The organism is Pseudomonas sp. RC10 (assembly GCF_038397775.1).
GTDB lineage: Bacteria > Pseudomonadota > Gammaproteobacteria > Pseudomonadales > Pseudomonadaceae > Aquipseudomonas > Aquipseudomonas bambusae.
Window position 1 is genome coordinate 3,732,380 of record NZ_CP151650.1, and the last position, 26,688, is coordinate 3,759,067.

The following is a 26,688-nucleotide window of genomic DNA, read 5'->3' on the forward strand; positions in this document are numbered from 1 at the left end:
TCTGGAACCCGAAACAATGAGCGAGCTGCGCAGTCGCACCTTTATAGGACAATGAAGGAGCACGACCATGCCTCTCGAATTCAACAGCGACCACACCACCTGCACAGCGGTGGTCGACGGCACCCCCTACAGCAGCCCGATCACTGACGTGGTGATCACCACCAATGATGCGACCCACATGTCCGAAGCCAACATTCGCGGGCAGAAGGTGCCGATTACCGAAGCCGAAGCTGACGCGCTGACGGTGTATCTGGCCCATGATCGCAGGCATCACACCGTGGGCGTTGAACCGGGTGAAGACTCGCCGGTGATCTGATTGCTACGAAATGACCTTCTGATCTGCTTTTTATCGAAAAAACTGCCCCTGTACTAAAAACAGTTGGGCGAGCATAGTTCGGGCATCTTTCCGAGTGAGCCCGCCATGAAGCGCTATGAGAAATTCGCTGACGACATTGCCGAACTCATCCGTTCGGGCGTCTTGGCTGCGGGTCAACGAGTGCCCTCGGTGCGTTACGCCAGCCAGACCCACGGGGTCAGCCCCTCAACGGTTTTTCAAGCCTATTACCTGCTGGAGCGCCGAGGCCTGATCCGTGCGCGGCCGCGATCCGGGTACTTCGTCAACGACAGCCTCGCCCCCGAAACGTTTGCGGCCCCTCGCTTTGAGGCCCAGCCCGTGTCGGGGCTCCCGCTTGAGGCCCACGTCAGTGAGTCCACGGAAGTCGATGTCAGCGAGCTGGTGTTCTCGGTGCTGGAATCGATCAAAGACCCGAACACCGTCCCTTTCGGCTCGGCGTTTCCCAGTGCGGGGCTGTTCCCGTTGCAGCGCCTCGCCCGTTCACTGGCCAGCGCCACCCGTGACATGGACCCGAGCATGGTGGTCAGCGACTTGTCGCCCGGTAACCCCACCCTGCGTCGACAGATCGCCCTGCGCTACATGGTGGCCGGGCAGATGCTGCCGATGGAAGAGCTGCTGATCACCAACGGCGCCCTGGAAGCCTTGAACCTGTGCCTGCAAGCGGTCACTGAACCGGGTGACCTGGTGGCCATCGAAGCCCCGGCGTTCTATGCCTGCCTGCAAGTGCTGGAGCGACTGAAGCTCAAGGCCGTGGAAATCCCGGTGCACCCACAGACCGGCATCGACCTCAACGTGCTCGAACACGCGTTGGAGCGCTACCCGATCAAAGCCTGCTGGAGCATGACCACCTTTCAGAACCCCACCGGTGCGACGGTGCCTGAAGCGCGCAAACGTGAACTGGTGGAGCTTCTGCGCAAGCACGACGTGCCGCTGATCGAAGACGATGTCTACGCCGAGTTGTATTACGGGCAGCACGCGCCGAAACCCGCCAAGGCCTTCGACACCGAGGGTCTGGTGCTGCATTGCGGGTCGTTCGCCAAGAGCCTGGCCCCCGGCTATCGCGTGGGTTGGGTGGCGGCCGGGCGTTATGCGCAGAAGGTCGAGCGGCTGAAAATCATGACCTCGCTGTGTGCGTCGATGCCGGCACAGGCGGCGATTGCCGATTACCTGCAACACGGCGGCTACGACCGGCACCTGCGCAAATTGCGCAACAGCCTGGAAGATCAGTTGCGCGCCATGCTCAGCGCCGTCGCCCGGTATTTTCCGTCGCAGGTCCGGGTCAGCCAGCCGTCAGGCGGGTATTTTCTGTGGGTTGAATTGCCTGAGCAGATCGATTCGTTGAAGGTGTTTCAGGTCGCCTCCGCCCAAGGCATCAGCCTCGCGCCCGGCCCGATCTTCTCCCCGACGCGACGGTTCAAACACTGCATCCGCCTGAACTACGGCAGCCCGTGGAGCGAGACGGCCGAGCGGGCAATGGAGACGTTAGGGAAGATCATCAAATCGATGATGGGGTGACGATCAGAAGGGCACATGACCTGTGGGAGCGAATTCATTCGCGACACGTCGGTACCGACGCACCTCTTCATCGGCTAGACCCATTCGCGAATGAATTCGCTCTCACAGAGATGATCTTCTCCAGGCAGGATGTGGGGAACATCCCGTCCTGTAGCAGTATCAGCGACCGCCACCCAGATCAATAAATGTCCCGGTCGAATACGACGCTTTGTCCGACAGCAGCCACAAAATCGCTTCTGCCACTTCGTCCGCCAGCCCGCCACGCCCCATCGGGATGGTCGGTTCGAGCTTGGTCACCCGTTGTGGGTCGCCGCTCAGGGCGTGGAAATCGGTGAAGATGTAGCCAGGGCGCACCGCGTTGACCCGAACCCCCTCGCCCGCCACTTCCTTGGACAGACCCAGGGTGAAGGTGTCGAGCGCGCCCTTGGACGCGGCGTAATCCACGTACTCGCCCGGCGACCCCAGGCGTGCCGCCACCGACGAGACGTTGACGATGCTGCCGCCGTCGCCGCCATGACGCGGCAGCATGCGCAGCAACGCGTGTTTGCTGCACAGCATCGGGCCGACGACGTTGCTCATCATGATCTTGAGCATGCGGAATTCGGACATGTTTTCGACCCGGGACTGTTCGCCCACGGTGCCCGCGTTGTTCACCAGCGCACTGATGCGCCCCAGCTCGGCGTCCACCTTGGCAAACAGACGAATGATTTCGTCTTCGTTGCTGACGTCCGCCTGAATCGCGATGGCATGCCCCCCTGCCTCGCGGATCTGATGGCAGACGCGTTCCGCGGCGTCATGATCAGACAGGTAATTGATGCACACGCGATAACCTTGCGACGCCGCCAGAACTGCCGTGGCAGCACCAATACCTCTGGAGCCGCCAGTGATGAGGAGGTTTTTATCCATGGGAGTATCCGAATCAAAGCTCTAATCTTTTTCCGGGTTCTGCCAATCGCCAGCTGCATGCGCCGTCTTTCGTAGCGTCCCAGTGTTATGCCAAGCGTGAAACGTCAAACGGTGTTCTCGGAGACGCGGTTCTGCGCCGCGCTAATATCCGCCATGAAGCGGTCTGCTGGCAACGGAACGCCCAGCAAATACCCCTGCAATGAATCGCACCCCAGCTCCGTGAGAAAGTTCTGCTGGCTGCTGGTTTCTACGCCTTCGGCAACGATTCGCAGGTTCAGCGCCTGCCCCAGCGCGACGATGGCCGAGACGATCGCGGCGTCGTCGCTGTCATGTTCGAGGTCGCGGACGAAGCCACGGTCGATTTTCAGCTCGTTGGCTGGCAACCGCTTGAGGTACATCAGGCTGGAGTAGCCGGTGCCGAAGTCGTCGATGGAAATGTCGACGCCCATCTCCGAGAGTTTTTGCAGCACGGACATGCTGGCGTCAGCGTCGCTCATGGCCGTGGTTTCGGTGATTTCCAGGGTCAGGCAGTTGGCGGGCAAACCGTGGGCCGCCAGCGACGTTGCCACACTTCTGACCAGCCCGGCGTGACAGAACTGCAAGGCCGACAGGTTGACCGCGATGCGCCAGTCGGTGTACCCGGCGTCGTACCAGACGCGCATCTGCCGACAGGCCTCATTGAGCACCCACTCGCCGAGGTTGATGATCAGCCCGGTTTTTTCCGCCAGGCCGATGAACGCATCCGGCATCAGCAAACCGTGCTCGGGGTGGTTCCAGCGCACCAGCGCTTCGGCCCCGACAGGCGTGCCCGACCCGGCCGCGAATTTCGGTTGGTAATGCAGGCAGAACTGCCCTTCGCGCAGGCCGATGCGCAGATCCTGCAGCAATTGCAGCTGGTTGCGGGCGTTGGTGTTCATCGACGCATCGAAGAAGCTGTAGCCGTTTTTGCCCGCGCTTTTGGCGTGGTACATGGCCGCGTCGGCGTTCATCAGCAATTCCTGCTGGGTGCGCCCGTTACCGGGGTAAAGGCTGATGCCGATGCTCACCGTGACTTGCAGGTCATGGTCCTGCACGTTGAACGGCCTGCCCACCAGACTGACCTGACGGGACGCCACGGTGGTTGCGTCGTCGACTTCTTCCAGTTCCACCAGCAACACGAATTCATCGCCGCCGATACGGGCCAGCGTGTCATGGCGATGGAAGTTGTCGCGCATGCGCAACGCCACCTCGCGCAACAGCTGGTCGCCGACGTGGTGCCCAAAGGCGTCATTGACCGGCTTGAAGCCGTCCAGGTCCATGAACATCAGGGCGAACAGACCGCCTTGGGAATCCACCTTGCGCATGGCCTGCTCGATGCGGTCTGCCAGCAGAATGCGGTTGGGGAGCCCGGTCAGGGTGTCATGGAGCGCCAGTTGGGTCAGTTCGCGATTCGCTTCACTCAGTGACTCGGCCAGTTGAGCGGTACGGGCTTCGAGGCGCGCGTCCAGCACCGACGTCAGCAAGGTGATCGCCAGGACCGCGAGGGTGGTGATCAGCACCAGTTTGTCCAGGCCGTCCGTGCGCAGCCCCGTGGCCGCCGCGCCGCAGAAACTGCCCTCGGGAAAGTTGGCCGCCGCCATGCCGGTGTAATGCATGCCGACGATGGCGAAGCCCATGACCACGGCCGCCCCGCCGCGCATCAGGCGGATATAGGGGGTTTCTTTACGCAATCTCAGGGCGATCCACAACGCGGCGCCGGACGCCGTGACCGCGATGATCAGCGACGCGCCGAACAGCGCCGGGTCGTAGTCGATGCCCGGCTGCATGCGCAGCGCCGCCATGCCGGTGTAGTGCATGGTGCTGATGCCAACGCCCATGGCCAGCGCGCCGAACACAACGTGCAGCAACGGCACGCGCTCTTGGCTCACCAGCCACAAGGCCAGGCCGGAAGACAGCACAGCGAGCAGCAGGGAAAGCAGGGTCAGGGCAAGGTCGAAACCCAGGTCGATGGGCAGTTTGAACGCCAGCATGCCGATGAAGTGCATTGACCAGACGCCAATGCCCATGGACAGCGCGCCGCCCAGAATCCACAGGGGTTTGGCCCTGCCTTTGGCGGTGGAAATGCGGCCGGCAAGGTCGAGCGCCGTGTACGACGCCAGGATCGCCACAAGGATGGAAACCAGGACCAGCGAAAAGGTGTAGTGTCCAATCAACATGGGCGTAACTCGCGACTCAACGACAAGGGCCAGATGGCCCCATGAACTCGGCGCAATTCTACCGAAATCCGCAAGAATGTCGCGTCAGTCCATCGAAATAATGGCACTGAGCCATTTAGCCCTTCTCAGCGCCGGGTTACTTCCGGGTCACGCGACAGCCCGCTCTCGGCATTCCATCCACCGCCCAGTGCCGCGATCAATTGAACGCTGGCGATCAACCGGCTCTGCAACACATTCAGCACGCTGCGTTCGTTACTCAATGCGGTGGTTTGCACGTTGACGACATCAAGATAGCCAATCAGGCCCGCCTTGTACTGGTTACTCGTCAGGCGCAACGAATCGCGGGCGGCGTCCAGCGCCTCGGCGCGCACCTGAGCTTCCTGCTCATAGACCCGCAATTGCGCCATGTAATCTTCGACTTCCTTGAAGCCGTCGAGCACGGTCTGGCGATACTGAGCGACCGTCTGATCGTAGACAGCTTGGGTGCGATCCACCTCGGCGGCGCGCTGACCGCCGTCGAACAGGGTCATGGCCAACTGCGGCCCCACCGACCAGAAACGGTTGGGCAAGGTGATCCAGTTGCTGAACGTACTGCTGCTGTAGCCGCCGTTCATGCTCAGGGTCAGATCAGGGTAATACGCCGCCTTGGCCACACCGATGTTGGCGTTGGCGGTCATGACCGAGCGCTCGGCGGCCGCAATGTCCGGGCGACGCTCCAGCAACTGCGAGGGCAGTTGTGCCGGAATCTGCGGCAGGGTCGGGATGTTCGTGGTCGGCGCCAGGCTGAAATCCGCCGGAGCCTGACCCATCAACACCGCGATGGCGCTCTCGAACTGCGCCCGCTGCCAGGCGAGGTCGATGAGGTCGGCCTGTGTGCTTTTGAGTTGGGTCTGCGCTTGAGCAATGGCGTCACGCCCGGAAATACCGGCGCGGTATTGGTTCTGCGTCAGTTTGAGGGAGCGCTCGTAGGTCTGCACCGTGGACTCCAGCAGACGCTTCTGCTCGTCGATCACCCGTAATTGCAGGTAATTCTGCACCAGCTGCGATTGCAGGCTCAGTTGCATCGAAGCCAGATCAGCCAGACTGGCTTGGGCGCTGGCCTTGTCGGCTTCCAGCCCTCGACGCAACTTACCCCACACGTCAGCCTCCCAACTCACGCCCAGCTGCGCGTTGTAGGTGTCGCGAATCCCGCTGCTGGAGCTGCTCAGGCTGGAATTGCTGCTGCCGGTGCCCTGACTCGAACGGTTTTTGCTGGTGGTCAGGTCCAGCGTCGGGAAAAACGCCCCCCGTGCGCTGCGCACCAACGCCTCGGCCTGACGGTATTGCGCGTCGTACTGGGCGACGGTCTGGTTGGAGGTGTTGAGTTTTTCCACCAGCCCATTCAGTTGCGCGTCGCCGTAAATTTCCCACCACGCACCGCGAGCGATGGCGTCGCTGGGGTTGGCCTGGGTCCAGCCGTCGGCCTGCTTGAAGTGCGCGGGCGTGGTGACGTCGGGCTTCTTGTAATCCGGCCCGACCGCACACGCGCTGAGCAGCAACATGCTGAAGCTGACGGCGAAGAGCCGTCGCACGGGCAACGTCCGCTGTTGGGTCAAAAGGTTCTGGCGAAGGGTCATAGCGGTGTTTCCAGGGCAGCATCCGTCCGCACGCCGCGCCACTTATTGACGCGGTGACGCAGGCGGTCGAGGTAAAGGTAAACCACGGGCGTGGTGTACAGCGTGAGAATCTGGCTCAGGATCAGGCCGCCGATGATCGTCAGGCCCAGCGGGTGACGCATCTCCGCGCCTTCGGCACTGCTGAGCAGCAACGGCACGGCGCCGAGAATCGCCGCCAACGTGGTCATCAGAATGGGCCGCAAGCGTTGCAGACACGCGTTGCGGATCGACTCCATGGGCGTCATGCCGCTGCCCCGCTCCAGTTGCAGCGCGAGGTCGATCATCAAAATAGCGTTCTTTTTCACCACGCCGATCAATAGAAACAGCCCCAGCAGCGAAATCAGGCTGAACTGCCCGCCGGTAAGATAAATACTCAACAGCGCGCCGACACCCGCCGAGGGCAGCGTCGAGAGGATGGTCAGGGGGTGCACGTAGCTTTCGTACAAAATGCCCAGCACCAGGTACACGGCTACCAGCGCACCAAGGATCATAAACGGCTGGCTCTTTTGCGTCGCGGCGAAGGCGTCGGCGGTGCCGGCCATTTTGGCAATCACGTCTTCGGGCAGCCCCAGCGCGGCCACAGAGCGTTCGATGGCGGCGTTGGCGTCATCGAGGCTGACGCCTTCAGCGAGGTCGAAAGAGATGCTTTCCGAGGCGAACTGGCCGTCATGGCTGACCCGGTCATCTTCCAGACTGCGTTCGTAATGGGCGATGGTCGACAGCGGCACCCGCGCGCCATCGGCGGTGATCACCTGCACCTGCTCCAGGGTGATCGGGTCCAGCGCGTATTTCGGGTTGATTTCCATCACCACCCGGTACTGGTTGAGCGGGTCGTAGATGGTCGAAATCTGCCGCTGGCTGTAGGCATTGTTCAGCACCGTGGTTACCGTGTTCATGTCGATGCCCAGACGCTTGGCGGCGTCGCGGTCTACGATCAGCGTCACTTGCTGGGTGCCGCCGCCGTCACGGGCGTCGATGGCGGTCAGTTCCTTTAGTGTCTTGAACGCAGCGGCGACCTTCGGGTACCACTCGCGCAGGCTTTCCAGATCGCCGCTTTGCAGGATGTACTGGTATTGCGAGGTGGTCTGCTCACGGCCGCCGCCCAGTTGCAGGTCCTGATCCGGTTGCAGGAACAGTCGGCCGCCCGGCACCAGCGGCATTTCCTTGCGCAACCGCTCCACCACCTGCTCGGAGCCGATCTTGCGCTCGGAGATAGGCTTGAGGCGCACGATGATGAACGCGTTGCCCGTGCCGCCGTTGCCGCCGATGAACCCGGCGACGCTTTCCACGGCCGGATCCTTGAGCAATGCATCCCGGAACACATTGAGTTTGGGCTGCATGACCGAGAACGACAGGCCATCATCGCCCCGCACGAAGCCGATCAACTGGCCGGTGTCCTGTTGCGGCAGGAAGGTCTTCGGCACCACCACGTAGAGCGCGATGTTCACGCCGATGGTGATCAGCAAAGTCAGCAGGGTCAGGCGTCGGTGACGCAGCGCCCAGCCGAGGCTGCGGTCATACCCGGCAACCATGCGGTCGTTGACCCGCTGGCTCCAGCGCTGCAAGCGGTTTTCCGTGCCCGGCACGTGAGGCTTGAGCCAACGGGCGCAGAGCATCGGGGTCAGGCTTAGCGAAACCACCAACGACACGATGATCGACACCGACAGCGTGATCGAGAACTCACGGAACAGGCTTTCTACCAGGCCGCCCATGAACAGGATCGAGATGAACACCGCCACCAGCGACACGTTCATCGACAGCAGCGTGAAGCCGACCTCCTGGGCCCCGCGATACGCGGCCTCCATCGGCGGCACACCCTCGTCGATGTGCCGGGAAATGTTCTCCAGCACCACAATGGCGTCGTCCACCACCAGTCCCGTGGCTAGAATCAGCGCCATCAGCGACAGGTTGTTCAACGAAAACCCATAGAGGTACATGATGGCGAACGTGCCCACCAGCGAGACCGGCACGGCCAGCGTGGGAATCAGCGAGGCGCGGAAATTGCCGAGGAACAGGAACACCACCATGATCACCAGCACCACAGCGATCAGCAGGGTCATTTCCGCCTCGTGCAGCGTCGCCTTGATGACTGGCGAGCGGTCCATCGCCAAGTCGAGCTTGACGCTGGCGGGAAGCACGGCCTGCAACGCGGGCAATTGCGCCTTGATCGCCGCCACGGTTTCGATGATGTTCGCGCCTGCCTGCCGGTTGATCACCAGCAACACGGCGGATTTCTCATTGAAGAACCCGCTGTTGTAGCGGTCCTCGACCGAATCCTTGACCCGGGCCACGTCCTTGAGGCGCAGCGCCGCGCCGTTCTGGTAGCGAATCACTAGCGGGCCGTAGTCCTTGGCCTTCTCCAGTTGATCATTGGCCTGCACCTGCCAGTTGTGTTCGGCGTTCTCCACCGAACCTTTCGGACGACGCACGTTGGCGTTGGCAATCGTCGTGCGCACTTCGTCCAGCGACACGCCGTACTGGTCCAACAGCTTAGGCTCCAACTCGACCCGCACGGCAGGCAACGAACTGCCGCCGATCTGCACTTCGCCGACGCCATTCACCTGCGACAGGCTCTGGGACAGGATGGTCGAGGCCAGGTCGTACAGCTCGCCCTTCTCTAGCACGTCCGACGTCAGCGACAGCACCATGATCGGTGCCTGGGACGGGTTGACCTTCTTGTAAGTCGGCATGCTGCGCATCCCGCTGGGCAACAAGCTGCGCGAGGCATTGATCGCGGCCTGCACCTCGCGGGCAGCGCCGTTGATGTCCCGGTCCATGTCGAATTGCAGAATGATCCGCGTGGTGCCCTGGCTCGAACGGCTGCTCATGGTGTTCACCCCGGCAATCGTGCCCAAGGAGCGTTCGAGCGGCGTGGCCACGCTGGACGCCATGATTTCCGGGCTCGCGCCGGGCAACGTCGCCGACACCACGATCACCGGGAAATCCATGTTCGGCAGCGGCGACACCGGCAGCAGATTGAAGCTCATGCCGCCCAATAGCATGATCGCCAGACTCAGCAGAATCGTCGCAACGGGCCGACGGATGAAAGGCGCCGACAGGTTCATCAGAAGCAGCCTCGAGTTTCAAGCTGCAAGAAGCAGCCGCGAGTTTCGAGCTGCAAGCTGCAAGAAAAAGCCGCGGCGTCGATCAGCTTGAGGCTTGGAGCTTGAAACTCGCAGCCATCGCTAACGCTGCTACGAATTTCTAGCGGCGAGCTGCAAGCAGAGTTCGCGCCGCCAATCAGCTTGCAGCTTGCAGCTTGAAGCTCGTCGCTGCCGCTATCGCAGCTCCAAGTTTCGAGCTGCAAGCTGCAAGAAAAAGCCGCAGCGCCGATCGGCTTGCAGCTTGCAGCTTGAAGCTCGTGGCTGCCGCTATCGCAGCTACGAAATTCGAGCGGCGAAGTGCAAGAAAAAGCCGCGCCACCGACCAGCTTGCAGCTTGCAGCTCGAAACTCGAAGCTGCCGGTCATACCGCCTCCTCAGTCTTACTCGACCGACGAAACCGGCCCCCCAAGCGATCGAAATACAGATAGATGACCGGCGTGGTGAAGAGTGTCAGGACTTGGCTGACCAGCAACCCGCCCACCATCACCAGCCCCAGCGGTTGGCGCAATTCCGCACCCGAGCCGGTGGCGAACATCAGGGGAATGGCGCCGAACAGCGCGGCCAGGGTGGTCATCAGGATCGGCCGAAAGCGCAGCAACGCCGCTTCGTAGATTGCGGTCTGCGGGTCGATGCCCCGGTTGCGTTCGGCGTCGAGGGCGAAGTCGATCATCATGATCGCGTTCTTCTTGACGATGCCGATCAGCAGAATGATGCCAATGATGGCGATCATCCCCAGGTCGTTGCCGCTGAGGATCAACGCCAGCAAGGCGCCGATGGCCGCCGACGGCAGGGTTGAGAGGATGGTGATCGGGTGGATGTAACTCTCGTAGAGCACGCCCAGCACGATGTACATCGTCACTACGGCCGCCAACACCAACAGCAGCGTGCTGGAGAGCGAGGCCTGGAACGCTTCGGCGGCGCCCTGGAATTCGGTCTGCACGCCAATCGGCATGCCGATGTCCTTCTGCACCTGCTGAATCACTTCCACGGCCTTGCCCAGCGCCACACCGGGGGCAAGGTTGAACGACATCATCACCGCCGGGAACTGGCCGATGTGGGCGATGGCCAACTGCGCCTGACGCTGTTCCACTTTCGCCAGACTAGACAGTTTGACCTGGCCACCGTCGGTGGTCTTGACGTGAATCTGCTCCAGCGCCTTCGGCCCCAGTTCGCTGCCTGCCGCCGCTTGCAGCACCACGCGGTACTGGCTGGCCTGAGTGTAAATCGTGGAGATCTGCCGCTGACCGAAGGCGTCATACAGCGCGTCGGTGATGGTCGAGACGGTCACGCCCAAGCGACTCGCTGCGTCGCGGTCGATGTTGAGGTACACCTGCAAGCCTTTGTCCTGAAGGTCGCTGGCGACGTCGGTGAGTTCAGGGCGTTCGGCCAGCGCCTCGACCAGCTTGCCGCTCCACAGGCTCAGCAGTTCAGCGTCCGGCGAGGACATGCTGAACTGGTATTGCGTGCGGCTGACGCGGTCTTCGATGGTCAGGTCCTGCACGGGCTGCATGAATAGGCGGATGTCCGAGAGCTGATCCACTTCCGGTTGGAGCCGCTGAATCACCTCGGTTGCAGATTCGCTGCGCTCGGCGTGTGGCTTGAGGTTGATCAACATGCGCCCGCTGTTCAGCGTGGCGTTGTCACCGTCCACGCCGATGTAGGACGACAGGCTGGCCACGGCCGGGTCTTGCAGAACGATCTTCGCCAGCGCCTGCTGCCGTTCACTCATGGCCGCAAACGACACCGACTGCGGCGCCTCGGAAATGCCCTGAATCACGCCCGTGTCCTGCACCGGGAAAAAGCCCTTGGGCACGGCCAGATACAACAACACAGTGATGCCCAACGTGGCGATGGCAACCAGCAAAGTGATGGGCTGGTGTCTGAGCACCCACTGCAACTTGCGACCGTAGGCCTCGACCAGCCAATCGATCCAAACGCCGCTGGCGCGGTAGAAACGGCCCTGCTCCTCTTCCTTCGGTTCACGCTTGAGCAAGCGGGCGCACATCATGGGCGTCAGGGTCAGGGACACCACCAGCGAAATCAGGATCGCCACGGCCAGGGTGATGGCGAACTCGCGGAACAGCCGTCCCACCACGTCCGCCATGAACAGCAGCGGAATCAGCACGGCAATCAGCGAGACGGTCAGCGAGACCAGGGTGAAGCCGATCTGCTTCGCGCCCTTGAGCGCGGCTTGCAGCGGGGTCTCGCCCTCCTCCAGGTGCCGGGAAATGTTTTCCAGCATGACGATGGCATCGTCCACCACGAAACCGGTGGCGATGGTCATGGCCATCAGGGTCAGGTTGTTGACGGAAAAACCCGCGAGGTACATCACGCCGAAGGTCCCGATCAGCGACAGCGGCACGGCGACCGACGGAATGATCGTCGCGCTGAAACGGCGCAGGAACAGGAACGTCACCAGTACCACGAGCGCGATGGACACCAGCAATTCGTGCTGCACGTCGCTCACCGAAGCGCGGATGGTCTGGGTGCGGTCGGTCAGTACCACCACTTCCAGCCCGGCCGGCAGGTTGTTGGTGATGCTCGGCAACAGCGCCTTGATCCGGTCCACCACCTCGATGACGTTGGCCCCCGGCTGACGCTGGATGTTCAGCAGCACGGCCTGGTTCTCATTGGCCCACGCGGCGAGGCGTTCGTTTTCAGCGCCATCGACAATCTGCGCCACGTCTTTCAGACGCAGCGGCCCGCCGTTGCTGTAGGCGAGGATCAGGTTGGCGTACTCCTCGGGAGACTTGAGCTGGTCGTTGGCGTCGAGCATCGACACCCGGGTCGGACCGTCAAAGTTACCCTTGGGGGTGTTGACGTTGGAGGCGCTGACCAGCGTACGCACGTCCGACAGGTTCAGGCCATTGGCGGCCAGCGCATCCGGGTTGACCTTGATCCGCACGGCCTGACGCTGACCGCCCGCGATGGTAACCATGCCCACGCCGCTGATCTGCGAGATTTTCTGCGCCATGCGCGTGTCGACCAGGTCGTTGAGCTTGGGCAGCAGCATGGTTTTCGAGGTGATCGCCAGGGTCAGCACCGGGGTGTCCGCCGGGTTGACCTTGTTGTAGGTCGGCGGCGCCGGCAGATCATTGGGCAGCAGATTGGTGGCGCCATTGATCGCGGCCTGCACTTCCTGCTCGGCGACGTCCATGTTGATGTCGAGGCTGAAACGCAGGGTGATCACCGACGCGCCGCCGGAACTGGTGGAGGCCATTTGCGTCAGGCCCGGCATCTGGCCGAACTGGCGCTCCAGCGGCGCGGTCACGGCACTGGTCATCACCTGCGGGCTGGCGCCGGGGTACAGCGTCATGACGCGAATGGTCGGGTAATCCACCTGCGGCAGCGCCGACACCGGCAATAGCGTGTACGCGATCAGACCGGCCAACACGATGGCCAGCATGCTCAGCGTCGTGGCGACGGGCCTGAGGATGAACAGGCGGGACAGGTTCATACGTTGCCTTTTTTCGCGGCGTCGGCGCTGGCCGATTCACCGGACTCCTTGGACGGTTGCCCTTGCAGTTTCTCGCCCGGCGTCACCGGCACGTCCTTGCTGTCGTTCACCACTTCCACCGTACTGCCGTCTTTCAGGCGGTCGGTGCCTTCCAGCACCACGCGGTCGCCAGCGGCCAGGCCTTCTGTGATCACGGTGGCGTTTTCATCGCTCGGCCCGGTTTTCAGCGGACGGATGCGGACTTTCTTGTCGCCGTCCATGACGTAGACGAAGGTGCCGTTGACCCCGAACTGCACCGCCGCCGACGGGACCAGCACGACATTTTTCAGGGTGGTGGCCAGCAGGCGGGCGTTGACGAACTGATTGGGGAACAGCGCTTCGTTGTCGTTATCGAAGCGGGCCTTGAACTTCAGGGTGCCGGTGGTGATGTCGATCTGGTTGTCGATGCTCGCCAGAAAACCCTTGGCCTGAAGTTTCACGTCGCCCCGGTCCCACGCTTCGACCAGCAGTTTTTCACCGGTGCGGTAATGGCTGATCACATCCGCCAGGTCTTTTTCCGGCAGGGTGAAATTGACGGAGATCGGCTTGGTCTGGGTGATCACAGCGAGTGCCGTGGTGTCGTTGGCCGCCACCAGATTGCCGACGTCCAGTTGGCGCAGGCCGATACGGCCGGAGATCGGTGCACGGATCTGGGTGAAGTCGAGGTTGAGTTTGGCATCGCCGACGGCGGCCTGATTGGTCTTGATGGTTCCCAGGTATTGGCCCACCTGGGACTCGGCGGTGTCCAGCGTCTGCTTGGCGATGCTGTCTTCTTTATAGAGGTCGCGATACCGCTGGACGTCGATCTGCGCGTTTTTCAACAGCGCCTGATTCTGCATCAGCGTGCCTTCGGCCTGCTGCAGGGCGATCTGATAACTGCGCGGGTCGATGACCGCAAGCAAATCACCGGCCTTGACTTGCTGGCCTTCCTGAAAGTTGATCTTCATCAGTTCACCCGCCACCCGGCTGCGGACGTTGATGGTGTTGAGCGCGGTGACGGTGCCCAGCGCCTTGTAATAGATCGGGAAATCCCCGGTGCTCGCCGGGGCGACGCGGACCGGCACAGGTCCGGTGGAACCGCCGAAGCCAGGCCGTGGCGCGCCGGTCTTGCTGGTGCCACCGCTGCGAGCCGCGCCCTTGTGGGCCTGTTCGCTCTTTTGCGCCGTCGCGTCGGTCTTGGTGGCCGAGCCGGGCCAGAAATGCCAGCAAACGGCGGCAACAATCACTAAGACCAACAGGCTGATCAGCCAGCGACGGGAACTGCGAGGAGCGGACGATTGCATGAATAAAAAGACCAGAATGCGCGGGAGGCTGAACAATAAGCATAGTTAGGTGCCAAGCAAAGGGCCTTTACCGGCAATTTACCCAACGCTTACGTGGCTAACGTGCTGAACTGCAAATGAAAACGGCCTGATCGAGTCAGGCCGTCTTGTGTTGCGAAGTATTACCGGGAACGGTCCGGCAGTACCTGGCAGCGTGTTACTTGAGAACGGACAGCGCCGCGTCGTAGTTCGGCTCCTGACCGATTTCCGGCACCAGTTCGCTGTGCAGGACGGTGTTGTTTTCGTCCAGTACCACGACCGCGCGGGTGGTCAGGCCGACCATTGGGCCATCAGCGATGGCCACACCGTAGTTCTCCAGGAACTCGGCGCCGCGCATGGTGGACAGGTTTTTCACGTTTTCCAGGCCTTCGGCGCCGCAGAAACGGGCCTGAGCGAACGGCAGGTCAGCCGAAATGCACAGCACGACGGCGTTGTTCAGATCATTGGCCTGGGCGTTGAATTTGCGCACCGAAGTGGCGCAGGTCGGGGTGTCGACGCTTGGGAAGACGTTCAGCACTTTGCGCTTGCCGGCAAAGGTGTCCAGGGTGACGTCAGACAGGTCGGCGCCGACCAGTTTGAAGGCCGGGGCCTTGCTGCCGACTTTTGGCAGTTCGCCGCTGATTTGTACCGGGGAGCCTCTACGAGTCACTTGAGCCATGAGCTGAGTCCTTATTCTGAGGTGGCAGGTTCGGTGTACGACAAGACCGGAAGTTAACCACGAAACCGGTTAGCGACCTACCGGTATACACGAAAATGTTGCCGATTGAGGTGTCGGGGCACGGTCAGTCCGCGGGTTTGTCCAGCAGGCCCGGCGTGGCACACAATTCGACCATCCAGTCGACGAACACCCTCACCCGCCGCGACATCTGGCGGTGCGCCGGGTACAGCGCGGTGAGGGGCAATCGGGGCTGAGGATGATCGCTCAACACTTCGACCACTTCGCCGCGCTGCAAGGCCTCGGCGGCGTGATACCAGGGCGTCTGCACCAGACCGTAACCCGCCGCGCACGCCGCCAGATAGCCGTCGGCGCTGTTGGTCGCCAGGGTCTTGGGCAAGCTGAGCTCCTGATCCCTGCCGTCAATGACGAATTCGAGCCCATAGCGTTTATTCGATGTCGCGGAAAAATACTCAATGACCTTGTGCCGCTTCAGGTCATCCAGGGTCAGCGGCGTGCCATGACGTTCCAGGTACGCCGGGCTGGCGCACACCACTTGCCGCATCTGCGCCAACGGGCGCGCCACCAGCGAATGGTCCAGCGCCTGCCCGCCCCGGATCACGCAATCGACGCCGTCGCGGATCAGGTCCACCGGGCGGTCGCTCATGCCCACCTCCATTTCCAGACCGGGATAACGATCCGTAAAGGCTGGCAGCGCAGGCATGAGAATCAGCCGCCCCACGCCCGACGGCATGTCCACCCGCAGCACGCCTTCCGGGGCTTTGGCACTGGAGGAAAAGATCGACTCGGTGTCGTCCAGGTCATTGAGCAGGCTGACGCAGCGCTCGTAATACGCCTGGCCGTCGGGCGTTGGCGTGACTTGCCGGGTGGTGCGCCGAAGCAACTGTACGCCGAGGTGCGCTTCGAGCTGTTTGATCAAGATCGTCACTGACGCCCGAGGCATGTGCAGGCTGTCGGCAGCCTTGCCGAAACCGCCGAGGTCGACAATGCGGGTGAAGGCGCGCATGGCATTGAAACGGTCCATCGTGGCTCCGGCGGTCTAGGATTGTTTAGAAAAAACCAACAGTGAAAGCACTTTTAGCCGGTTTATCCGGTCCCTGTCGAGGGGCACCATGGGTGAGTCTTGAAACCGTTCGACATTCAAAAGGAACGAAGCATGCAAACGCGTCAACTGGGTAAAAACGGACCTCAGGTATCGGCCGTCGGGCTGGGCTGCATGGGCATGACCGATTTCTACACCACCGGCGGCGATACGCAAGAAGCCATTGCGACGATTCACCGCGCGCTGGAACTTGGGGTCACGCTGTTCGACACCGCCGACATGTATGGCCCACACACCAACGAAGAATTGCTGGGCAAGGCACTGGTCGGCAAGCGGGATCAGGCGTTCATCGCCAGCAAGTTCGGCATCGTGCGCACCCCGGGCGATGCCGGCGCCCGTGGCGTCGACGGCAGCCCGGAATACGTTCGCAACGCCATCGATGGCACGTTAAAGCGATTGAAGATCGACACGCTGGATTTGTACTACCAGCACCGGATCGATCCGAAGATTGCCATCGAAGAATCGGTGGGCGCCATGGCCGAGCTGGTCAAGGCCGGTAAAGTCCGTTACCTGGGGCTGAGCGAAGCGTCGGCGGCCACGCTGGAACGCGCGCACAAGGTCCATCCGATTGCTGCCCTTCAAACCGAATACTCGCTATGGAGCCGGGAGCCGGAAGAAAACGGCGTGCTGGAAACCTGTCGCAAACTGGGCATCGCGTTCGTGCCCTACAGCCCGTTGGGCCGTGGCTTCCTCACCGGCACCCTGAAAAGCCCCGACGACTTCGCGGCCGACGACTACCGCCGCAGCAGCCCGCGTTTTCAGGGCGAAAACTTCGCGAAAAACCTTCGGTTGGTGGAAAAGGTCCAGCAACTGGCAGCGGACAAAGGCATCAGTGCCGGGCAACTGGCATTGGCCTGGGTGCTGGCCCAAGGCAACGACGTGATCCCGATTCCGGGGACCAAGCAGCGTAGATATCTGGAAGAAAACGCGGCGGCGCTGGACGTGAAGCTCAGCACCGGTGAGTTGCAGGCGCTGAAGGATTTGTTCCCGGTGGCAGCCGTGGCCGGTGGGCGATATCCGGAGGCGGCGATGAAGTTACTGAATGGCTGATGTAACGGCCCCCTTCCCTGGGGCAAGCCTAAACGAGCGTCTGCCGAAGGCCGTGGGCATGCCCGGATGGCGCGATCAGGCTTTTGATTCTGGCCGAAGGCCGTGAGAGTGCCGGGGTGCGCTCCACCATGCCTGCGATCGGCCCGGGGTCGCGCCCGACCGAAGCGACAGCAACACCCAGCACCTTCGGTGTGTCAGACATACCGCATTAACCGGGTTTACGACTGCTTCGCAGCCGATCGCGAGCAAGCTTGCTCCTACGGCCTCCGGCCAGAATCAAAAGCATTGACCGCGCCCCAGTCCGTTTCTGTCGAAGGCGTGGGAGTGCCGGGCGGCGCTCCCATCGGCAGAACCAGATTACGCTGCGATCAGGCTTTTGATTCTGGCCGAAGGCCGTGGGAGCTGGCTTGCCTGCGATCTGTTGCGAAGCGACAGCAAAATTTGCGTACCGGGAAGTGATGAGAATCAGAAATCCCGCTTGTAGAAAATATCCAGCGAACTCGCTATCCCGCTGGCGGCCTCCACATACACCTTCTTGCTCAGCAAATACCGCAAGGCGATGGTATTGGCCGGTTCGAACACGCCTACGCCATACCGCAGGCTGAGCTTGTCGGTGATCTTGCCGCTGGCGACGACAGAGGTTTTGTCGCCGCTGCCGGAGGTGTCGAGGTCGAAGTCTTTGATGCCCAGCCCCGACGCCAGTTTCCCCGCTGTGGACGACCCGCCTGCCAGCCCCAAAGCCAACGCGGCCTGGGCCATCATGTTGCTGTCTTCGCCGTTGGTGCTCAGCGGACGGCCCAGCACCAGATACGACAACGCCTGTTCCTGACTCATCGCCGGTTCCGAAAACACCGTGGTGGTCGGCTGTTCCGCGCTGCCAGTCAGGCGAATGCCCGCGATGACGTCGTCGGTCTGGCGAATCGCTTCGATGTCCAGGTACGGCTGATCCACCGGCCCCGCAAACAGCAGCCGCGCCTTGCGGATGGTCAGGCGCTGGCCGTAAGCGCGGTAGCGACCGTCATTCAGGTTCAGTTCCCCTCGGGTGTCGAGGTTGTCGCCGATGTGTACATGCCCTGCCAGATTGGCGGTCAGCCCAAAGCCGTTGAAGCTCAATTTGTCCTGTCCCACCTCGACGTTGACGTCCATGGCAATGGCCATCGGCGGTTTGCCCTCCTTGGTCTGCGCACCGACGATCACCGTGTCGTCGGAGACCTTGACCGTGGACGGCGGCAACTGGCGCACCGTGATCTCGCCTTTGGGGATCAGCACCTTGCCGGACACCGCCAGTCGATCCCCTTGCAGGGTGATCTTCAAGTCGGGCGCGGCTTCGAGCTTGGCATAAGGCTCGACGGTGATCGGTAAATGCGAACCTTGCAGGCTGACATCGACATCCAGCGCCTCCGCCCAGCCGATGTGCCCGCCAATGCTGCCCTGCCCGGTCGGGCCGCTGTTCCAGTTGCCCTTCAGTTGCACGTTCTCGCCCGCGATCAGCGCCTGAACATTGAGTTTCTCCAGGCTGACGGGCAGCTCCGGTCCGGACACTTCGCCGTCGCTCAAGGTGACGTTGCCGTTGACCTGTGGCGCCAACAGGCTGCCGGTGATGCGTCCATTGCCGTTGAGCTTGCCGTTGAGCTTCTCGATCATCGGCACGAAGGGTCTGGCCACCGACACGTCCAGCCCGCTCAGGGTGAAGTCGCCACTGACGGGCTTGTTCTTGCCCAGAGGATCGATGCTCAAACTGGCGAGCAGTTCTCCCAGCTTGCCGCCCCGTAAATCGAGACGAGTGTCGACCTTTTTCGGGGTCAGGCTGCTGGTGAGTTTCAACGCCTGATACGGAAAATCCAGCCACTGGTTTTTGTCTTTCACGCGCAACGTGCCGCCGCTGGCGTCGATCACGATCTGGCCGTTAGGGCCCGATGCCGGAACGTCCAGTTGCACGTCGGCGCTGAGCGAACCCTTCCAGGCGAAATCCTTGGGCAGCCATTGCGCGAGGCTTTCCAGCGGGAATTGCTTGAGGTGGTAACGCAGGCGCGGATCAGGCATCAGACGTTGGTCCTCGCCACACAGGCTCGCAGGCCCGGACATCCAGCAGTGGGCGCCGAAATTGATCTTGCCGTCCGCCAGCCGCTCCAGCTTCGCCGGTTGTTGCAGCTTCCAGTCCTGGCCGCCAGTCTGGATGTCGCCGCTGGCGAGCCGCCCGCGCCAGTTGCCTTTGTCGAGAGTGCCGTCGAGGGCAAGGGCCAGCTTGAGCAGTGGGCCTTGCAGGTCAAGCTTGAGCTGCTGTCGCTTGATGTCGCCCTGCCCGTTCAGGGTCAATGTGCCCAGCGCGGTATCACCGGTCTGGATGCCGGTGGTTTTCAGGTCGATGTTCGCCCGCTGCGCGCCGTCGAGCTTGGCGGCCAGGGTCAGGGTTTGCAGCTTGTGGGTGTCATACGCCAACTGCGTGCCTTGCAGCGCCAACTGGCCTTGCGGGGCCTGCAATGTGCCCGCCAGGTCCAGACGGCCCTTGGCCTGTCCTTGCAAGCGCGGCCACAGTTGACCGAGTCGCGGCAGATTCATGTCGAGCTGCGCTGTCAACTTCTGTTGCAGGCTGCCGGTGCCCTGTATGCGGTTGTCCCCCAGCCGAATGTCCAGTGCGCTGACTGTCCACTTGTCACCGGCGCCGTCGGCCTTGGCTTGCAGAACGGCGGGCTGTCCACGCAGACGGCCTTTCAGGTCCAGGTCGGCGTTCAGGTTGAGCTGATCGTTCTTGAAGGCGCCTTTGCTGCGCAGCGGACCGGCCAGCGAACCGGGCAACTCGCCGACCCAGAACGACGGGTCGAGGGCGCTGAGGTCAAGCGCGGTGTCCCACGACACGCCGTCGGCGAAACCGACGTTGACATGACCACTGGCCTTGCCCTGCCCGGCCACCAGCTCCACTTGCGGCAGGAAAATCTGTTGCAAGTCACCGCTGAACGGGCTGGCCAACGTGAATGGCCCCGCCGGGCCTTTGAACGCCCCCGCGAAGTTGCCAAGGTATTTGCCATCGGTGTAGGAGACTTCGCCGGTGAAGGTGTGAACGCTGACCTGCGGTTCGTCGATGACCGGGTACAAGCGATGCCACGGGAAATCCAGCCAGTCGATTTTCGCATCGGCATTCATGCCCTTCTGCCAGTCAACCTTGCCGCTCGCCTTGAAGTGTTGGGTCGGGCTGGCAGTCAGGTCCAGCGCGCCGATGTCCGCGCCGTTGGCGTCCACACGCCCTTGCAACGCCAGCGCCACGGGGCCCTGCTCTGCTGGTAGCGTCGCGTTGCCTACGATTGCGTAGCCTTGGGCCAGATCGCCTTTGGCGTTCAGGCTCAGGCCATTGAGTTGCAGCGTGTCAGGCAGGTCGGCGCTGGGCTTGAAGGCGTCGCTGGTAATGGCGACGTCGGCAGGCAGGTTGTCCACCAGCGGTTGCAACTGGCCGACTAGTCTGGCGTCGATGTAGCCATGGGTCTGGGCGTTGAGGTTCAGCGTCTTCAGCAGATCGCCATTCACGTTCAGTGTCAGCGAAAGCGGCTGACCGCTCACGTCCGGCAGTTTGACCTGCCCCTCGGCGGTCAACGGCCAGTCAGCCGTGGGGTTGAGCAACCCGGTGAGGTCAAGGACGATGTCGTCGCGTTGGGCATGGACTGAATCGATCTTCAACCCCTCCGCCGTCCAGTGCGCCGCGAGCTGCACGTCGCGTACCTGTTCCAGGCCGTCCAGGTGCACGCTGCCCACGTGCACCTGTCCCAGTTCAAGGGCGAGCGGCAGCTTGAGGTCCGGCAAGGTGATCGGGCCGTTGCCAGGTTCAGCGCCTGAAGGAGGAAAGTGCAAACGGACATCGCCGGTTTGCAACGTGTCGATGCACAGGGTCATGCGGGTCAGGCAGCCTGGCGACCAGGCGAACACCGGCGCATCCACCTCGACTGTGCTCTCGCCCTGTTGCCAGACCACGGAATCCGCCCGCCATTGGCCACCGAGGCGACCAGAGAAGTTGCTCAGTTGCAAACCGGGCACCTGCCCCAGCGCCCAACGGCTGCCGGTTTCGGTGCCGAGAATCAAGCCCACGCTTGCGCCGATCAACACCACGACGCCCAACACAGCGATCGCGCCATACAGCGCGACCCGTTTAAACAGTGCCGCTTTCGTCACAGTTCAGGTCCCATCGAGAAGTGCAGACGAATGCCGCCGTCGTCATCCAGTGCGTGTGCCAGGTCCAGGCGCAGCGGGCCGACCGGCGAGACCCAGCGTATGCCGATGCCGACACCGGTTTTCAGGCTCGGAAGGTCCAGCGAGTTGAACGAGTTGCCCTGATCGACGAACGCCGCGACGCGCCATTTCTCGGCAATCGAATACTGATACTCGGCACTGCCCGCGATCATGTAGCGCCCGCCGATCTTGTCGCCCTCGTCGTTTTCCGGCGACAGGGACTGGTAGTCGTAACCGCGCACGCTTTGGTCGCCCCCGGCAAAGAAACGCAGCGACGGCGGAATGGATTTGTAGCCGTTGGTGGCCGTACCGCCCACTTGAAGGCGCCCGAGGAATCGGTGGTTCTGCGCCACAGTGGTCAGGCCCTTGACCAGCGCCGTGCCATGGACCACGTTGGCGTCCGACCCCAGTCCCTCTTTCGCGACCTCAGTTTCGAATTGCAGGCGATAGCCATTGTGCGGGTCGATGCGGTTGTCGCTGCGCAGGTAGGAATAGCTGATGCCAGGCATCAATAAGGTACTGATGCCTTCGTCATTGCCGAGCCGATATTCTTCGCGCTGCCATTTGAGGGAAATGACTCGCTCCCACCCGCTCGGCAGTTTGCTGTGCCACTCAGGGCCGACGGTGAGCAATTTGCTCAGGCTGTCGGTGTCAGCGATTTCTTCATATTGATAGCCACCGGCAAAGCGCAATTTGTCGGTCAGGGGTGGGTCGAGCGGGATGTCGTAGAACAGCCCGACGTTCTGCCGGGGCGCCGACAGTTCGGACTCGATGCCGTAGCTGTGACCTTCTGCGTTGACCCAGTGCCGCGTCCAGTTGGCCTTGACCCGTGGCCCCACGTCCGTGGAGTAACCGACGCCAAGGCCCATGGTCCGGGGCTTGCGGGTTTGCAGTTGCACGTCCACCGGGATGGTCTGCGCCTGTGCGGCCGTGGGCGAGGCGTCCACGCGCACGCCTTCGAAATAGCCGCTGGACTGCATGGCCTGATTGAGATCGGCGATCAGCTCGGAATCGTAGGGGGTGTCCTCCTTGAACGGGACCATGCGCCGCAGCAGGTCTTCGTCGAACGGCGCGTCGCCACTGAACGTGACCTTGCCCAGCATGAAACGCGGGCCACTGTCGTAGACCAGCTCGATGTCTGCAACGCCCGCTCGGGGGTCGACCGACAGCCGTTGGGTCACAAAACGCCCGTTGAAAAAACCGTAGCGGGCGGCCTGATTCTGGATGAGTTTCTTGGCGTCTTCGTAATAGCCGTGGTTGAGCGCAGCGCCCGGCTTGAGCGCGTCGCTCTTCGGCACCTTGAACGCTTTGAGTTGACTCGCGGGGCCTTCGATCCGCACCGTGACGTTACGCAGGTGCACGGGCTCGCCGGGCTGCACGTTCAGGACCAGGTGCAGGTCTTTGTCAGTGTGTTTGATCTCGCTGTCGATCTGCGCCTGATAGTAGCCGAGGGCTTGCGCCGCCTTTTGCGCCTGTTCGACGGCGCCGACGCTGAACCGTTCGAGGGCTTGCTCGTCACGCTCGCCGAGGCTGCCCACGTACCCCTCGATGTTGGACTTGAGTTCTGAATGGGCAGGTTTGATCCGCACCTCCAGTTGCGCGTCGGCGAACGCGGCGCAACTGGAAAACATCAGGAGAAAACCACTGGTGAATCGAACAGGAAACTTCATAGGCGCGGATGCTAACACGAGCGGCGGGGGCTGCTGGAACCCGCAAAAAGGGAGAAGAAACCCGACGTCACACCCTTGAACCCATTGAAACCTGAGGGTTCGGGTGAAAAAACACGTGTTCGCGGATAGGTCCTACAGCAACTTCGCCGATTTCCTCGTAGCCCTGTCTTTTATAGAAGTCGAGATAGTGGCCGTTTCCGGTGTCGAGGACGATGCCCTGAGAGTTTTCATCGACGGCGCACCAGTCATGCAGCGCCTGCAACAGCTGTTCACCGTAGTGCTGGCCCTGAAAATCCGGGTGCACCGCGAACAAGGGCAACACGTGCACGGCATCGGACGGCAGGCACGCGAGCACGGACTGGTAATACTCAAGATAGCGCTGGGTGCAACGCAGCCCCGTGCCCATGACCATACGCAGTCGCCACGCCCAGCTTTCTGTAATGCCCAGGCGGCGCTGCGGCGGCGCGATCAGGGCGACCCCGACCAGCCGGTCCTGAACGAACAGCCCCAGCGCGGGCATGTCTTGCAGAAAGTGTTGTTTGACCAATTCACGAATGGTCGCGCGCACCCGCTGTTCGTACCCGGAGCGCCCGGATTCGAACAGGTACGCGAAACTCGGTTCATGACGATAGGCCTGGTACAGCAGCGAGCGGGACTCTCGCGAATAACCGCTGTCCAGTTGGCGGATGTCGGGCGAAGCGTTCGCAGGTTCAGGCATGTAATCGTGTCCCTTTCGATGACGACCCGACGCGTGGGGCCGGATTCGTGGTGTCAGGGTTTCGAGTCCTGGCCGTTGTCTACAGTTCCGGCGAGTTTTTCAGGCGTTTCCCACAGCGTAGCAGCCCTGTCTGATCGCGAGTTTGTGCGGCGATGCTGGCCGTCGCTGAGCAGGTCGGCTAGCATCGCTGTTTGATTTTTGCCAGGACTGCCGTCTATGAAAATTGTGTCTTTCAACATCAACGGCCTGCGCGCACGCCCGCATCAACTGGCGGCATTGATTGAAAAGCACCAGCCTGACGTGATCGGCCTGCAAGAAACCAAGGTCTCCGATGACCAGTTTCCCCAGGCTGAAATCGAGGCGCTGGGCTACCACGTGCACTTCCACGGGCAGAAGGGCCATTACGGGGTCGCCCTGCTGTCCCGTCAGGCGCCACTGGTCCTGCACAAAGGCTTCGACACCGACGACGAAGAGGCTCAGCGCCGCTTCATCTGGGGCACTTTCGCTGATCGCAATGGCCTGCCGGTGACGATCATGAACGGCTATTTCCCACAGGGCGAAAGCCGCGATCACCCCACCAAATTCCCGGCCAAGACCAAGTTCTATGCCGACCTGCAACAGCTGCTCGAAACCCGTTTCAGCAATGAGCAGCCGTTGGTGGTGATGGGCGACGTGAACATTTCGCCGGAAGACAGCGACATCGGCATCGGCCCGGACAACGCCAAACGCTGGCTGAAAACCGGAAAATGCAGCTTCCTGCCAGAAGAGCGTGAGTGGATGGCCAAGTTGAAAAACTGGGGCCTGGTGGACAGCTTCCGCCACCTGTACCCGGAAGTGGTCGACCAATTCAGCTGGTTCGATTACCGCAGCCGTGGTTTTGAGGACGAGCCGAAGCGTGGACTGCGCATCGACCTGATTCTCGCCTCCCATGGCCTGCAACCGCGAATCAAGGCCGCCGGTGTGGATTACGACCTGCGCGGGATGGAAAAACCGTCGGATCACGCGCCGATCTGGCTGGAGTTGAGCTGATTCCCGAGGCGGTAAGGCAGTTGTAACCGTCCGGCCCACCCGGCCAGCGGTGGCGTTTCGAACGTCGCCACCGCTGGCAAGCCGTGTTGTAAAAGGCGTGGCCTGAGACTTGTCACATTACAGCAACGCATCTGTCTTATTCTCCGGCCACTTTCGGCCATAAGAAGTTGCCGCACATGTCGCGCACTCGCCTGTTCTTTTCTTTCTTTTTGATCTGCCTGCTACCGCTGTCAGCGTACGCCGCCGCTCCGCTTCCCGTCCCGGGAGATGGCTCGCCTGTGCTGCGCCTTCAGGGCTCGAACACCATCGGCGCGCAACTGGGGCCTGCACTGGTCGCTGGGCTGCTCGATCAGCAAGGCGCTCAAGGCATTCAGCTGCAACCCGGCGTGCAGCCCAATGAAATGCGGATCGTCGGGCAAATGCCGTCCGGGGAAGCGGTGAGCATCGACGTCGCCGCTCACGGTTCGAGCACAGGTTTCGCGGCGTTAAAAACCGGCCAGGCCGATCTCGCGGCCTCCTCGCGCCCGATCAAGAACAGCGAAGTGAACGATCTCGCGGCCCTCGGTGACCTGCGCGGACACGAGGCCGAACAGGTCATCGCCATCGACGGCGTGGCTGTGATTCTGCACCCCGCCAACCCGATCCGGGAGCTGAGCATCACGCAACTGGCCAAGGTGTTTTCCGGGGAAATCCGCGACTGGGAAGCACTCGGCGGCACCGGTGGCCCCATTCATCTCTATGCCCGGGACCAGCAATCCGGCACGTTCGACACCTTCAATGAGTTGGTGCTGGCCAAATCCGGCAAGAAGTTGGCCTTGGACGCGAAACGCTTCGAATCCAGCGAAGCGTTGTCGGATGAAGTCAGCGAGGACCGCCACGGCATCGGCTTCATCGGTCTGCCCTATGTCCGCCAAAGCCGTGCGGTGGCGATCATCGACGGCGAATCCAGGCCGATGCTGCCGACCATCAGCCTCATCGCGACCGAAGATTACCCGCTGTCTCGTCGCCTGTACTTCTACCTGCCGCCGCAATCGAACCAGCGGTGGGCCAAGGCGCTGGTGCGGTTCGCCCAAAGCCCGCAAGGCCAGTCCATCGTGGCGCAGAATGGTTTTGTGGCGCAGACCGTCCAGGCCGTGAAAGTCCGGGCCACCTCGGAGATGCCCGCCGAATACCAGAACCTCACCCGTGAGGCCGAGCGGCTGTCGGTGAATTTCCGCTTCGCCCAAGGCAGCGCCACGCTGGACACCAAGGCCCGACGGGACATCCGGCGCGTGGTCGATTTTCTGAAAACCCATGACAAGCTGAACCAGAGCGTCACGCTGGTAGGGTTTGGCGATGCTAAAAGCGACCCGGCACGGGCGCAGCTCTTGTCGAAACTGCGGGCCATGGCAGTGCGCCGGGAATTGCTGAAAGGTGATGTGATCTTGCGTGACGTACGCGGTTTCGGCGATGAAATGCCCGTGGCGGCGAATGATGCCGACGAGGGCAGGATCAAGAATCGTCGGGTTGAGGTGTGGGTTCAATAGGACATGCGCAAGTCGCGGCATCTGCATTACCCCTACCACCGATTCGCGAATGAATTCGCTCCTACAGGGGACTGCGTCAGACCGAAACATTCGCGGTGACGTAGGACTACTGTGGGAGCGAATTCATTCGCGATGGCCGGTTCAGGCGACACAG

17 protein-coding genes are annotated in these 26,688 nt (G+C 62.0%); 5 read left to right on the forward strand and 12 right to left on the reverse strand.

The genetic code is table 11. The features are described 5' to 3' along the window. Positions 1 to 67: 67 nt before the first annotated feature. Both AAEO81_RS17100 and mapR read left to right on the forward strand, forming a co-directional pair. Positions 68 to 316, forward strand: coding sequence for a DUF3203 family protein (locus tag AAEO81_RS17100; protein WP_341958068.1), 249 nt, complete (start codon positions 68 to 70; stop codon positions 314 to 316). Positions 317 to 421: 105 nt separating this feature from the next. Beyond that, positions 422 to 1,870 carry a GntR family transcriptional regulator MpaR gene (gene mapR / locus AAEO81_RS17105; RefSeq protein WP_166594592.1) on the forward strand — a complete coding sequence of 483 codons (1,449 nt, stop codon included), beginning with the start codon at positions 422 to 424 and terminating at the stop codon, positions 1,868 to 1,870. A 159-nt stretch (positions 1,871 to 2,029) separates the two neighbouring features. Here mapR and AAEO81_RS17110 read toward each other — a convergent pair whose 3' ends face one another. From AAEO81_RS17110 to AAEO81_RS17150, 9 genes are all read right to left on the reverse strand, one after another. Next, positions 2,030 to 2,776, reverse strand: coding sequence for an SDR family oxidoreductase (locus AAEO81_RS17110; protein WP_341958070.1), 747 nt, complete (start codon positions 2,774 to 2,776; stop codon positions 2,030 to 2,032). A gap of 104 nt (positions 2,777 to 2,880) precedes the next feature. Continuing rightward, complete coding sequence (locus tag AAEO81_RS17115; RefSeq protein ID WP_341958071.1) at positions 2,881 to 4,971, reverse strand: EAL domain-containing protein; 2,091 nt, start codon at positions 4,969 to 4,971, stop codon at positions 2,881 to 2,883. Positions 4,972 to 5,096: 125 nt separating this feature from the next. Next, on the reverse strand, positions 5,097 to 6,587 hold the full coding sequence (locus tag AAEO81_RS17120; protein ID WP_341958073.1) for an efflux transporter outer membrane subunit: 1,491 nt from the start codon (positions 6,585 to 6,587) through the stop codon (positions 5,097 to 5,099). Beyond that, a complete protein-coding gene (locus tag AAEO81_RS17125) occupies positions 6,584 to 9,691 on the reverse strand; it encodes an efflux RND transporter permease subunit (RefSeq protein WP_341958075.1) in 3,108 nt (1,035 codons plus the stop codon). The genes AAEO81_RS17120 and AAEO81_RS17125 overlap by 4 nt, the downstream gene beginning before the upstream one ends. Further along, the gene (locus tag AAEO81_RS17130; RefSeq protein ID WP_341958077.1) at positions 9,691 to 10,095 is read right to left on the reverse strand and encodes a hypothetical protein; all 405 of its coding nucleotides are present in this window, start codon (positions 10,093 to 10,095) and stop codon (positions 9,691 to 9,693) included. The genes AAEO81_RS17125 and AAEO81_RS17130 overlap by 1 nt, the downstream gene beginning before the upstream one ends. Beyond that, the gene (locus AAEO81_RS17135) at positions 10,092 to 13,187 is read right to left on the reverse strand and encodes an MdtB/MuxB family multidrug efflux RND transporter permease subunit (RefSeq protein WP_341958080.1); all 3,096 of its coding nucleotides are present in this window, start codon (positions 13,185 to 13,187) and stop codon (positions 10,092 to 10,094) included. Before AAEO81_RS17135 ends, AAEO81_RS17130 begins: the two co-directional genes overlap by 4 nt. Continuing rightward, positions 13,184 to 14,509 (reverse strand): MdtA/MuxA family multidrug efflux RND transporter periplasmic adaptor subunit, encoded by a 1,326-nt coding sequence (locus AAEO81_RS17140; RefSeq protein WP_341958082.1) that lies wholly within the window; start codon positions 14,507 to 14,509, stop codon positions 13,184 to 13,186. The genes AAEO81_RS17135 and AAEO81_RS17140 overlap by 4 nt, the downstream gene beginning before the upstream one ends. Before the next feature lie 196 nt (positions 14,510 to 14,705). Then, positions 14,706 to 15,206, reverse strand: a complete 501-nt coding sequence (gene tpx / locus AAEO81_RS17145) for a thiol peroxidase (protein WP_341958084.1) — start codon at positions 15,204 to 15,206, stop codon at positions 14,706 to 14,708. A 124-nt stretch (positions 15,207 to 15,330) separates the two neighbouring features. After that, positions 15,331 to 16,248 (reverse strand): LysR family transcriptional regulator, encoded by a 918-nt coding sequence (locus AAEO81_RS17150; RefSeq protein ID WP_341958086.1) that lies wholly within the window; start codon positions 16,246 to 16,248, stop codon positions 15,331 to 15,333. A 132-nt stretch (positions 16,249 to 16,380) separates the two neighbouring features. On the opposite strand from AAEO81_RS17150, the gene AAEO81_RS17155 reads away from it, so the two are divergent. Next, entirely contained in the window at positions 16,381 to 17,376 is a 996-nt protein-coding gene (locus tag AAEO81_RS17155; RefSeq protein WP_341958088.1) for an aldo/keto reductase, read from the forward strand. 465 nt (positions 17,377 to 17,841) lie between these two features. On the opposite strand, the gene AAEO81_RS17160 is transcribed toward AAEO81_RS17155, so the two are convergent. The 3 genes from AAEO81_RS17160 to AAEO81_RS17170 all read right to left on the reverse strand — a co-directional run bounded on the left by AAEO81_RS17160 (position 17,842) and on the right by AAEO81_RS17170 (position 23,979). Beyond that, on the reverse strand, positions 17,842 to 21,534 hold the full coding sequence (locus tag AAEO81_RS17160) for a translocation/assembly module TamB domain-containing protein (protein WP_341958090.1): 3,693 nt from the start codon (positions 21,532 to 21,534) through the stop codon (positions 17,842 to 17,844). After that, positions 21,531 to 23,261, reverse strand: a complete 1,731-nt coding sequence (locus tag AAEO81_RS17165) for an autotransporter assembly complex family protein (RefSeq protein WP_341958092.1) — start codon at positions 23,259 to 23,261, stop codon at positions 21,531 to 21,533. The genes AAEO81_RS17160 and AAEO81_RS17165 overlap by 4 nt, the downstream gene beginning before the upstream one ends. Before the next feature lie 67 nt (positions 23,262 to 23,328). Then, complete coding sequence (locus AAEO81_RS17170; RefSeq protein ID WP_341958094.1) at positions 23,329 to 23,979, reverse strand: GNAT family N-acetyltransferase; 651 nt, start codon at positions 23,977 to 23,979, stop codon at positions 23,329 to 23,331. A 216-nt stretch (positions 23,980 to 24,195) separates the two neighbouring features. Here AAEO81_RS17170 and xthA point away from each other — a divergent pair, with 216 nt between their 5' ends. Beyond that, positions 24,196 to 25,008, forward strand: coding sequence for an exodeoxyribonuclease III (xthA, locus tag AAEO81_RS17175; RefSeq protein WP_341958096.1), 813 nt, complete (start codon positions 24,196 to 24,198; stop codon positions 25,006 to 25,008). A gap of 176 nt (positions 25,009 to 25,184) precedes the next feature. Beyond that, complete coding sequence (locus AAEO81_RS17180) at positions 25,185 to 26,534, forward strand: phosphate ABC transporter substrate-binding/OmpA family protein (RefSeq protein ID WP_341958098.1); 1,350 nt, start codon at positions 25,185 to 25,187, stop codon at positions 26,532 to 26,534. Positions 26,535 to 26,688 lie beyond the last annotated feature (154 nt).

Coding starts and splice junctions, on each gene's coding strand:
- AAEO81_RS17100 (WP_341958068.1), top strand. CDS start 68: ATGCCTCTCGAATTCAACAGCGACCACACCACCTGCACAGCGGTGGTC.
- AAEO81_RS17130 (WP_341958077.1), bottom strand. CDS start 10,095: ATGACCGGCAGCTTCGAGTTTCGAGCTGCAAGCTGCAAGCTGGTCGGT.
- AAEO81_RS17120 (WP_341958073.1), bottom strand. CDS start 6,587: ATGACCCTTCGCCAGAACCTTTTGACCCAACAGCGGACGTTGCCCGTG.
- mapR (WP_166594592.1), top strand. CDS start 422: ATGAAGCGCTATGAGAAATTCGCTGACGACATTGCCGAACTCATCCGT.
- AAEO81_RS17170 (WP_341958094.1), bottom strand. CDS start 23,979: ATGCCTGAACCTGCGAACGCTTCGCCCGACATCCGCCAACTGGACAGC.
- xthA (WP_341958096.1), top strand. CDS start 24,196: ATGAAAATTGTGTCTTTCAACATCAACGGCCTGCGCGCACGCCCGCAT.
- AAEO81_RS17140 (WP_341958082.1), bottom strand. CDS start 14,509: ATGCAATCGTCCGCTCCTCGCAGTTCCCGTCGCTGGCTGATCAGCCTG.
- AAEO81_RS17165 (WP_341958092.1), bottom strand. CDS start 23,261: ATGAAGTTTCCTGTTCGATTCACCAGTGGTTTTCTCCTGATGTTTTCC.
- tpx (WP_341958084.1), bottom strand. CDS start 15,206: ATGGCTCAAGTGACTCGTAGAGGCTCCCCGGTACAAATCAGCGGCGAA.
- AAEO81_RS17110 (WP_341958070.1), bottom strand. CDS start 2,776: ATGGATAAAAACCTCCTCATCACTGGCGGCTCCAGAGGTATTGGTGCT.
- AAEO81_RS17180 (WP_341958098.1), top strand. CDS start 25,185: ATGTCGCGCACTCGCCTGTTCTTTTCTTTCTTTTTGATCTGCCTGCTA.
- AAEO81_RS17125 (WP_341958075.1), bottom strand. CDS start 9,691: ATGAACCTGTCGGCGCCTTTCATCCGTCGGCCCGTTGCGACGATTCTG.
- AAEO81_RS17150 (WP_341958086.1), bottom strand. CDS start 16,248: ATGGACCGTTTCAATGCCATGCGCGCCTTCACCCGCATTGTCGACCTC.
- AAEO81_RS17135 (WP_341958080.1), bottom strand. CDS start 13,187: ATGAACCTGTCCCGCCTGTTCATCCTCAGGCCCGTCGCCACGACGCTG.
- AAEO81_RS17115 (WP_341958071.1), bottom strand. CDS start 4,971: ATGTTGATTGGACACTACACCTTTTCGCTGGTCCTGGTTTCCATCCTT.
- AAEO81_RS17155 (WP_341958088.1), top strand. CDS start 16,381: ATGCAAACGCGTCAACTGGGTAAAAACGGACCTCAGGTATCGGCCGTC.